The organism is Paenibacillus darwinianus, from assembly GCF_000598065.1.
Taxonomy (GTDB): Bacteria; Bacillota; Bacilli; order Paenibacillales; family Paenibacillaceae; genus Paenibacillus_I; species Paenibacillus_I darwinianus.
On record NZ_KK082138.1, the window covers coordinates 24,342 to 34,631 of the forward strand.

General features: G+C 53.6%; 12 protein-coding genes and 1 pseudogene. All 13 read left to right on the forward strand.

The annotated features are described in order from the left end of the window. Positions 1–26 precede the first annotated feature (26 nt). Positions 27–848 carry a flagellar basal body rod protein FlgG gene (gene flgG / locus BG52_RS03805; RefSeq protein ID WP_036579250.1) on the forward strand — a complete coding sequence of 274 codons (822 nt, stop codon included), beginning with the start codon at positions 27–29 and terminating at the stop codon, positions 846–848. Positions 849–925: 77 nt separating this feature from the next. Continuing rightward, complete coding sequence (locus BG52_RS03810) at positions 926–1,153, forward strand: flagellar FlbD family protein (RefSeq protein ID WP_036579253.1); 228 nt, start codon at positions 926–928, stop codon at positions 1,151–1,153. Then, a complete protein-coding gene (locus BG52_RS03815) occupies positions 1,150–1,632 on the forward strand; it encodes a flagellar basal body-associated FliL family protein (RefSeq protein ID WP_036579255.1) in 483 nt (160 codons plus the stop codon). The genes BG52_RS03810 and BG52_RS03815 overlap by 4 nt, the downstream gene beginning before the upstream one ends. 51 nt (positions 1,633–1,683) lie before the next feature. Then, a complete protein-coding gene (fliM, locus tag BG52_RS03820) occupies positions 1,684–2,685 on the forward strand; it encodes a flagellar motor switch protein FliM (protein ID WP_036579257.1) in 1,002 nt (333 codons plus the stop codon). Then, positions 2,675–3,919, forward strand: a complete 1,245-nt coding sequence (gene fliY, locus BG52_RS03825; RefSeq protein WP_036579260.1) for a flagellar motor switch phosphatase FliY — start codon at positions 2,675–2,677, stop codon at positions 3,917–3,919. The genes fliM and fliY overlap by 11 nt, the downstream gene beginning before the upstream one ends. A 20-nt stretch (positions 3,920–3,939) precedes the next feature. After that, positions 3,940–4,302 carry a response regulator gene (locus BG52_RS03830; protein WP_036579262.1) on the forward strand — a complete coding sequence of 121 codons (363 nt, stop codon included), beginning with the start codon at positions 3,940–3,942 and terminating at the stop codon, positions 4,300–4,302. A 12-nt stretch (positions 4,303–4,314) separates the two neighbouring features. Beyond that, positions 4,315–4,953, forward strand: coding sequence for a flagellar biosynthetic protein FliO (locus BG52_RS03835; RefSeq protein ID WP_051587903.1), 639 nt, complete (start codon positions 4,315–4,317; stop codon positions 4,951–4,953). Continuing rightward, the gene (gene fliP, locus BG52_RS03840; RefSeq protein ID WP_036579264.1) at positions 4,950–5,711 is read left to right on the forward strand and encodes a flagellar type III secretion system pore protein FliP; all 762 of its coding nucleotides are present in this window, start codon (positions 4,950–4,952) and stop codon (positions 5,709–5,711) included. Before BG52_RS03835 ends, fliP begins: the two co-directional genes overlap by 4 nt. 44 nt (positions 5,712–5,755) lie before the next feature. Then, positions 5,756–6,025 (forward strand): flagellar biosynthesis protein FliQ, encoded by a 270-nt coding sequence (gene fliQ / locus BG52_RS03845; protein ID WP_036579266.1) that lies wholly within the window; start codon positions 5,756–5,758, stop codon positions 6,023–6,025. Between the two features lie 11 nt (positions 6,026–6,036). After that, on the forward strand, positions 6,037–6,825 hold the full coding sequence (gene fliR, locus BG52_RS03850) for a flagellar biosynthetic protein FliR (protein WP_036579270.1): 789 nt from the start codon (positions 6,037–6,039) through the stop codon (positions 6,823–6,825). Positions 6,826–6,854: 29 nt separating this feature from the next. Beyond that, positions 6,855–7,952: a flagellar biosynthesis protein FlhB gene (gene flhB, locus BG52_RS03855; RefSeq protein WP_036579273.1), complete on the forward strand. Its 1,098-nt coding sequence runs from the start codon at positions 6,855–6,857 to the stop codon at positions 7,950–7,952. Between the two features lie 15 nt (positions 7,953–7,967). Next, the gene (gene flhA, locus BG52_RS03860) at positions 7,968–10,001 is read left to right on the forward strand and encodes a flagellar biosynthesis protein FlhA (protein WP_036579275.1); all 2,034 of its coding nucleotides are present in this window, start codon (positions 7,968–7,970) and stop codon (positions 9,999–10,001) included. After that, positions 9,998–10,290 (forward strand): annotated as a pseudogene (locus tag BG52_RS16345) (flagellar biosynthesis protein FlhF); the annotation flags it as partial. The gene flhA and the pseudogene BG52_RS16345, both read left to right, overlap by 4 nt.

The window sequence follows — 10,290 nt, forward strand, 5'->3', positions numbered from 1 at the left end:
TTATTAAACAGGAGGCTAACAAGCGTATGTTAAGATCAATGTACTCCGGTGTTTCCGGTATGCGCGCTTTTCAAACGAAGCTTGACGTAATCGGCAACAACATCGCAAATGTCAATACGATCGGGTTCAAAGCCGGCCGCGTCATGTTCAAAGATATTTTAAGCCAGACGGTTGCCGGCGTGACCCAGCCGACCGAAGGCACGATCGGCGGCGTCAATGCCAAGCAGATCGGCCTTGGCGTAACGCTGTCGGCGATCGACACGATTCACACGCCGGGCAGCGCGATGACCACGAATGTCGCAACGGACGTGCGGATTGACGGCGATGGATTTTTTGCGCTAAAAACGACTCCGGAACAAGAGGTGCCTTACCTGTCCCGCGCCGGCAACTTTATGCTGGATGCGAACCGCCAGCTCGTCAATTCGGACGGTATGTTCGTCATAAGCGCCGGCGGCGAGCCGATCGTGCTCGCCGAGGATGTAACGGCGTTCTCGATTGCGCAGGATGGCACCATCATTTCGGTAAGCGCAGACGGCACAAGCACGCCGACCGAGTTCCAGCTTGGTGTCGTTAAGGTGGCGAACCCGGCGGGCCTCGAGAAAGTCGGCGGCAATCTGTACCGCATGACGCCGAACGCGCATCCTGACGGCGAAGTGGTGTTGAGCACTGCGGGCAATATAGAGGTCGGCACGGGTGCGATTATCTCCGGGCAGCTGGAAATGTCGAACGTAGACCTGACGACCGAGTTCACGGAGATGATCGTGGCGCAGCGCGGCTTCCAGGCCAATTCGCGAATCATCTCGACTTCCGATGAAATATTGACGGAGCTCGTCAATCTGAAACGGTAATCTAACAGTCTGACAGGCACGCAACAGCTCGGGGGAGAACGCCTGGCGTTCTCCCCCGGATTACAAGGGGGAAGCTCATGATTGAGATGACGCGGCTGAATGGGACGAAGCTCATAATCAACGCGCTTCTGATTGAGACAATAGAAGAAGTTCCGGACACGGTCATCACCTTGACGACCGGCAAAAAGATATTGGCTTCGGAACCGGCGGCTGTGCTAATCGACCGGATTCGTCAGCATTTGCGCGAAATCGGTCTCGTAGCGTCCATCGTTCGGAGCGAGCAAACGGAGGGGCCTTCGTCATGAAGAAAATGTTACCGTGGCTAATCACGATTCTATTGGCTATTGCGTTAATAGCGGTAGTCGCCGTTTTTCTGTTCAATCAATTTTTCAACGATTCGGGCAAGGATGCCAAAGCGGCCGCGATTCAAAGTGTGGAAACCGTGAAGCCTGAGAAGATCAGTGCTTCCGAGCGGTTGGAGCTGACGGCCGAAATTCAAGACATCAAGACGAATCTGCTGGATACCGATTATATTGTGCTGATGAGCTTCGCTTTCCAGCTTGATTCCAAGAAAACGAAGGAAGACTTCGACAAAATCAAAGACATTCAGATTAGACCAATCATACTTCGCACTTTATCCGATATGTCGCCGGAGCAGTTTACCGGCTCCAAAGGAAAAGACGCGTTTACGGCGAAGCTGCTTAATTTGATCAACCTCGAGCTCCCGGAGAAATCGAAGCTCACTAAAGTCGAAATCACCAACTTTATCATAACGACGATCTGATCCGGTTAGCCGTGACGACGTTACCGAAAGTTTTTTGAGGGGGTGACATTAATGGTGGATGTATTATCGCAGAACGAGATTGACGCGCTCTTGGCCGCACTTTCCTCCGGTGAAATGGACGCTGAGGAGCTTAAAAAGGAAGAAACGCAGAAAAAGATCCGCGCATACGACTTCAAACGGGCTGTCCGCTTCTCGAAGGACCACCTTCGAAGCTTGACCCGGATTCATGAAAACTTTGCCCGGTATTTGACGACGTATTTTTCCGCTCAGCTGAGAACCTTCGTCCAAATCAACGTCGTGCAGGTCGAGCAACTGCCTTACGACGAATTTATCCGATCCATTCCGAAAATGACGATTCTTAATATTTTTGAAGCCGACCCGCTCGAAGGCCGAATGGTGCTCGAGGTGCATCCGAACGTGGCGTACGCCATGCTGGACAGGATGTTAGGCGGACAAGGGGCGGCCCCCAACAAAATAACGGCGCTCACGGAAATTGAAACGATCGTCATGGAAAGAATTTTCAACCGTGCGTTCGAAAGCCTCCAGGAGGCCTGGCGTACGGTTATCGAGCTTTCGCCCCGGCTCGAGGCGCTTGAGACGAATCCGCAATTTATGCAGATCGTTTCACCCAACGAGACGATCGCCCTTATCTCGCTCAGTACGAAGATCGGCGATACGGCCGGTATGATTAATCTGTGTATCCCGCATGTCGTGATCGAGCCGATTATGTCGCGGCTTTCGGTTCATCATTGGTTCGTTTCCCAGAAAAAGAGCCGCGCGCCCGAAGAAGTCGATATGCTCAGCAGTCGGGTAAGCAGAGCAAAGCTGCCGATCGTTGCAGAACTCGGCAACTCGTCCATCTCCATTCGCGAGTTTCTGGGTCTGAATGTGGGCGATGTCATTACCTTGGACAAGCGGACCGATGAAGGGCTTCGAGTCAAGGTCGGCGAACGATTGAAATTTATCGGCAGTCCGGGCACGATTCGGGATCGCATGGCCGTCCAAGTAGACGAGATTGTAAGCGAAGGAGCGGAAGAAGATCATGACGAGTAAGGATTATTTGTCGCAAGAAGAGATCGACGCCTTGCTGCGTCAATCCTCCGGCGATGCGGATCTGTCCCCTGTCGATGAGCCGGCTACGGATGAGTACATAAACTCATTGGAGGAGGATGCGCTCGGGGAAATCGGCAACATCACATTCGGCAGCGCCGCGACCGCATTATCGACGCTGCTCGGCAAGAAAGTGGAAATCACGACCCCGAAAGTGTCGGTTATACACAGGCATGAGCTGGACACGGAATTTCCAAAGCCGCATGTAGCGGTGCACGTTCAATACGTGGACGGCTTCCAGGGCATCAACTCGCTCGTCATCCGGACGAAAGACGCCCAGGTTATCGCGGATTTGATGCTCGGCGGCGAGGGCGACGTCATGGAGGGACAGGAACTGAACGAGATTCACGTCAGCGCCGTTCAGGAAGCGATGAACCAGATGATGGGCTCTTCCGCAACGTCGATGTCGACCATTTTCAACCGGTTCGTCAATATTTCGCCGCCGGGCATCGATATTCTCGATGTGACGAGCGGCGAGGGCGTGAGCCAGCTGCCGCCAGTCGACGTTTTCGTCAAAATATCGTTCCATCTGAAGATCGGCGATTTGATCGATTCAACCATCATGCAGCTGCTTCCGGTATCGTTCGCCAAAGAGATGGTTTCCACCTTGATGGGCGGAGCTTCTCCGGAACCTGCCGCCGTCGATCCCTCGTATACGCCGGAGCCGATTGCGCCGACATTACAGCCGCCGGCTGCTCCGCCGATGCAGCAGCCGCCGCAGCAGCCGATGTACAACCAGCCGCCGCAGCAGCCGCCCGCATATGGAGTGCCAGTGATGCCGGATATACCGGCCGCTGGAATACCGATGATGCAGGCGCCGGGACCGCAAACTTACGGCTCTATGCCGGGCAGAAACGTCAATGTTCAGCCTGTGCAATTCGGCAACTTCCAGCAAGCGCCGTTCGCGCACGGGGAAGAAACGAATCTTAATTTGCTGCTTGACATCCCTCTGAAGGTAACAGTGGAATTGGGAAGGACGCAGAAGCAGATCAAGGAAATACTTGAGCTGTCTCAAGGTTCGGTCATCGAACTGGACAAGCTCGCGGGCGAACCTGTCGACATTCTGGTCAACAGCAAGCTGATCGCCAAAGGCGAGGTCGTCGTTATCGACGAGAACTTCGGTGTGCGGGTAACCGACATCGTTAGCCAGTGGGACCGGCTCCAAAAACTTCAATAATTTCCTAGGGGGAAACAACAATGGCAAACCGCATTTTGATCGTAGACGACGCTGCTTTCATGAGAATGATGATCCGGGACATCTTGACGAAAAACGGCTACGAGGTCGTCGGCGAAGCGCCGGACGGCGCACAGGCGGTTGAGAAGTACAAAGAGTTGAAGCCCGATTTGATTACGATGGATATCACAATGCCGGAAATGGACGGCATTGCGGCGCTTAAGGAAATCAAGAAGATGGACGGCAATGCCAAAGTCATTATGTGCTCCGCCATGGGCCAGCAGGCAATGGTTATCGACGCGATCCAGGCAGGCGCGAAAGATTTTATCGTCAAGCCGTTCCAGGCCGACCGCGTTATCGAAGCGATCAAGAAGACACTGGGATAGCGGTTGAGAGCGATGAGTAATTATTCCGTTCATCTCGCGTTGTCCTCTCTCGCCTTCCTGACGGTCATGCCGTCAGCGGTGCGGGCCGCCGGCGATACCAACGGCACGATGAACAATCTGGACGGGCCGCCCGCTGAGATTGTGGGCAGTACGAGTATGGCCGGCAGTCTCATTTGGGTGATCGTATCGTTGATCCTTGTTATCGGACTCATTGTGTTCGTCATTAAGTTTTTAGCCGGCCGCAGTCGAATTTGGGGCGCGAACCGGTCTCTCCGCTCGCTCGGCGGAGTGGCCCTGGGCCAGAACAAATCGCTGCAGGTCGTGGATGTAGCCGGGCAGCTCTATGTTGTCGGAGTCGGTGAAGATGTCAGACTGCTCGATAAAATTGAGGATCCGGAGCAGGCGCAAGCGATTATCCGGCTGCTGGATCAGACGTCGCAGCTCATGTGGAACACGGCAGCGGTCGGCTCGCTGATGAACCGGCTGCGCAACCGGACGGCAGTCGGCGGCTTGAGGGAAACGGAGACGATTGAAGACGACGCATTCCGCACGATTCTGCAGGACAAGCTGCAGCGCCAGGCGGAAACGAAACATAAGGTTGAAACGCTGCTGAACGAGAATTCATCGAAAGATCGGTTGAGGGACGAATGAGCAGGAAAGTCGCCATTTCTTTCATGTTGTTGTTGCTCGTGTCGTTTGGCATGCAGCTGACGGTATTCGCCGAGCCGCTGCCGAATATCGATATCCAAATCGGCAACGGCAGTGATACGGGATCGAACACGTCGGCGGTTTCCTTGCTTTTAATGATTACCGTGCTCAGCATCGCGCCGGCTATTCTGGTGCTGATGACGAGCTTTACCCGTATCGTGATCGTGCTTGGATTCGTGCGAACGTCGCTCGGAACCCAGCAAATGCCGCCGAATCAGGTGCTGATCGGACTGGCGTTGTTTCTTACCTTTTTCATTATGTCTCCTACGTTGACACAGGTGAATGAGGTGGCTCTGCAGCCGTACATGAAGGGTGAAATTTCTCAGACGGAAGCCTTGAGCGCCGCAGCGCAGCCGATGAAAAAGTTTATGGCGTCCCATACTCGGGAGAAGGATTTGCTGCTGTTTCTGAAATATACCGGCAGTGAGAAACCATCCAGCTATGAGGATATCCCGCTTACCGTGCTGGTTCCGGCATACGCGATCAGTGAATTGAAAACGGCGTTTCAAATGGGCTTCATGATCTTTATACCGTTTCTTGTCATCGATATGGTCATTGCCAGTGTGCTTATGGCGATGGGGATGATGATGCTGCCGCCAGTCATGATATCTTTGCCGTTTAAGATTCTGTTGTTCGTGCTCGTGGACGGCTGGTATCTGATTGTGAAGTCGCTGCTGCTTAGTTTCAATACGGTTGCATAAAGGAAAGAAATATGACTGATTTACACGCATTGGAGGGAACAGAAATGGACGCCGATTTCGTCATCGGACTGGCAGGGAAAGCGGTGTATACGGTATTGAAAGCCAGTGCGCCCATGCTTGCAATCGGCTTGGCAGTCGGCTTGGTCATCAGTATATTTCAAGCTATGACTCACATCCAGGAGCAAACGCTGGCATTTGTGCCCAAAATCGTTGCCGTGCTCGCATCGGTGCTCATCTTCGGTCCATGGGTTCTGAATACGCTGGTTGACTTTACATACAACCTTTTGAATAACCTTTACAAATATATCGGTTAGGCTGTGGAAAGATGAATACTTTTCTGCAGGTGCTTCCTGTTTTTTTGCTAATCTTTTGTCGAATAACGGCATTTTTTGTCGTTGCGCCGCTGTTCTCGACGCGGGGAGTGCCGAACACGTTCAAGGTCGGCTTAGGTTTTTTCATCTCTGTGATCGTGTTTTTAAGCTACGGCGTCGGCGAGGCGGCCTCGTTTGACATGGCCTACCCGCTGCTGGTTATCCGTGAAATTTTAACCGGGGTGCTGCTTGGATTCATTGTCTATCTGTTTTTTACGGTCGTTCAAACGGCCGGGGCTTTCATCGATCTGCAAATGGGTCTGGCGATGGCGAACATCATCGATCCGCTGACTGGCGCGTCGGCTCCCATGACCGGCAATTTCAAGTATTACTTGATGCTGATGCTCTTTTTGTCGATGAATGGCCACCATTATATGCTGTTGGCGCTCATGCAGAGCTATGACTGGATTCCGCTCAGCAACGAGCTGTTTTCCCGCATTCAGGAGGGCGGTGTCACCGAATTCCTGACCCGGACGCTTGCCACTACGTTCTCGCTGGCGCTTCAGCTCTCGGCTCCGCTTGTCGTTTCCATGTTCCTGACGGACGTAGGACTCGGATTTCTGGCCAAGACGGCCCCGCAGTTCAACGTTTTTGTCATCGGCGTACCGATTAAGCTGCTCGTCGGGTTCATGATTTTGGCGTTGACGCTGCCGAGCTTGACCCTGTTGTTTGGCAATCTTTTCGCTGACATGTTCGAGTCCGTCAACCGCCTGCTCGCGATTGTGAACGCCGGTCCCGGATAAAGCCCAGTCGGTTTCAAGGAGGTGCGGTGGTGCAAACGTTCCGCTTTAGGCTGGATCTGCAATTGTTCAACCAGGAGAAAACGGAACCGGCCACGCCGAAGAAACGGCAAGAGACCAGACAGGAAGGGCAAGTGGCGATGAGCCAGGAGCTGCCTGCGGCGTTCATTTTGCTGTTCATATTCCTAAGCTTCACGATGCTCGGCGATTATTACGCCGAACGCTTTCTTCGCATTTTCGGCGACTTGTTCGAAAGCTGGCTCACTTATGACTTGACGACAGGCAATCTGATGCCGTTATTCTCCAGTCTGCTCATTCAACTGCTGATGATCATAGCACCGGTATTCATCATAGCGGTCGTAACGGCGTTGATCAGCTCGTATTATCAAGTCGGCATTCTGCTGACAGCCAAACCCATCATGCCGAAGCTCAGTAAAATCAACCCGATAGCCGGGGCGAAGCAATTAGTGTCGTTGCGCTCGATGGTGGAAGTGCTGAAAAGCATTCTGAAGCTAATCATTATCGGTTTTATGGTTTACAGGTCCCTGTGGGGGCAAAAGGATACCCTGCTCGCCTTGGGTCATATGGAGCCTTTGCAAATATTTCAGTTCACCGCGTCGATCACGCTGTCGCTAGGCGTCAAAATTGCCGCCTTGCTGGTGGTGCTCGCCATATTCGATTACATCTACCAAAAGTATGAATACGAAAAAAGCATCAAGATGTCCAAGCAGGACATCAAGGATGAGCACAAAAAGTCGGAAGGCGATCCGCTCATCAAGGGCAAAATCCGCGAGAAGCAGCGCCGGATGGCGATCCAGCGGATGATGCAGAACGTGCCAAAGGCCGATGTCGTCATTACGAATCCGACTCATTTTGCGGTAGCGCTGCAATACGACGGATCCCAAATGGACGCTCCGGTCGTGCTCGCCAAAGGGATGGATCACCTCGCCCTGCGCATTCGCGAGCTGGCCAAGGATAGCAACGTTATGATTATGGAAAATAAGCCGCTCGCAAGAGCGTTGTACGATAGGGCGGAAATCGGCGAGGCCATTCCCGCCGATTTGTTCCAGGCGGTGGCGGAGGTGCTGGCTTACGTCTATAGGATGAAAGGCCGCGTCAAAAAAGCGTAGAACGGAGGGAACGTCATGAAGATCAAAGATTTATCCGTACTGATCGGTATTATCGGCATCGTGCTCATGATGGTCATTCCTGTACCGATCGGCTTGCTCGACGTCCTGCTAGTCATAAACATCTCGGCCGCGTTAATGATCCTGCTGATCGCGATGAATACGAACGATTCGCTCGATTTCAGCATCTTTCCGTCGCTGCTGCTGATCACGACCTTGTTCCGGCTTGCGCTCAACGTATCGACGACCCGCAACATCTTGTCGAAAGCCGAAGCGGGCCATGTGGTAGAGACATTCGGCAGGTTCGTGGCTGGCAACCAAATTGCGATCGGCTTTGTTGTGTTTCTCATCTTGGTCATTGTGCAGTTCATCGTCATTACGAAGGGTTCGGAGCGGGTAGCGGAAGTGGCCGCCCGTTTTACGCTCGATGCGATGCCGGGCAAACAGATGAGTATCGATGCCGATCTCAACTCCGGGCTCATTAACGAGCAGCAGGCAAAGCAGCGCCGGGAAAAAATCGAAAAGGAAGCCGACTTCTACGGCGCGATGGACGGCGCAAGCAAATTCGTCAAAGGCGATGCGGTCGCATCGATCATCATTCTGGTCGTCAACCTGCTGGGCGGCTTCATTGTCGGTATGGCTGTTCACGGCATGGGTTTCGGAGAGGCGCTCGAAACGTTCTCCGTCTTAACGATCGGCGACGGTCTCGTCAGCCAGATTCCGGCGCTGCTGATCTCGACCGCGGCGGGCCTGATTGTAACAAGAGCCGCTTCAGAGGGCAACCTGGCTTTCGATTTGACGAATCAGCTGTTCAAATATCCAAAGCTGCTCTATATCGTCGCAGGCACAGTTACGCTGCTTGGCCTTGCAACCCCGATCGGTCCGCTAGCTACGCTGCCGATCGCCGCCATTCTCGTATTTGCCGGGCGGAGGATGTCGCGTGACCTGGCGTTGAAAAGGCAGGAAGAGGAGCTCATGGTGGAGGAGCAGCAGATTGAGGAGGTGCGCAGCCCGGAAAGCGTCATCAATCTGCTGCAGGTCGATCCGATCGAATTCGAGTTCGGCTACGGCCTGATTCCGCTCGCCGACACACAGCAAGGAGGCGATCTGCTCGACCGGATCATCATGATCCGCCGGCAATGCGCTTTGGAGCTCGGTCTTGTCGTTCCGGTCATCCGGATTCGAGACAACATTCAGCTGAAGCCGAACGAATATGTCATTAAAATCAAAGGCAACACCGTCGCGCGCGGCGAATTGCTGCTTAACCATTATTTGGCGATGAGTCCCGGCTACGACGACGAATCGGTCGTCGGCATCGAGACGCAGGAGCCGGCATTCGGCCTTCCGGCGCTTTGGATCGACGAAGCGACGAAGGAGCGGGCGGAACTGTCCGGGTATACGGTCGTGGACCCTCCTTCGGTCGTTGCGACGCATTTAACCGAAATCATCAAGAAGCATGCGCATGAGATGATCGGCCGTCAAGAGACGAAAACGCTGATCGAGAACGTCAAGGAATCGTATCCGGCGCTGGTCGACGAGCTGATCCCTTCGATCCTCTCGATCGGCGAGGTGCAGAAGGTGCTGGTCAAGCTGCTCCGAGAGAAAATATCGATTCGCGATCTGGTCACCATTTTCGAAACGCTGGCCGATCATGGCAACTACACGAAGGATTCGGATATATTGACGGAATATGTGCGCCAAGCGCTCTCCAGACAGATCACGAATCAATTCTCGTCCGGCAGCGACACGCTGAAAGTCATCACTGTAGGACCGTTACTGGAGAAAAAAATCGCCGAATCGGTACAGCAAACCGACCAAGGCAGCTATCTTGCTCTCGATCCGGTATCGACCCAGCACATTTACCAGAAGCTGAACGAGCAGGTGAACCGGCAGATCCAGTCCGGCCAGCAACCGATCGTTCTTGCTTCCCCGACCATCCGCATGTATTTGCGGCAAATCGTGGAGCGCACTATGCAGGATGTTCCAGTGCTGTCTTATAGCGAACTGGAGCCGAGTGTTGAAGTTCAAAGCATCGGAGTGGTGAATTTATGAGGGTCAAGCGATATGTCGTAAACGATTTGCCTGAAGCCCTGCCGCTAATCAAAAGCGAGCTTGGCAAGGATGCCGTCATTCTGAATACGAAGGAGATTCATATTGGCGGCTTCCTTGGCTTATTCCGCAAGAAGAAGATGGAGGTTATCGCCGCCGTCGAGACGAATTCCCCGTCACAGAAGCAGCAGCCGAATGCGCAGAAACGTCCCGGTGCGTCGTCCATATCGAACGCTGCACCGGCGCCGGCAGGCTCGGTATCACGGCCCGCCCTGGCGCAGACCATGCCGGA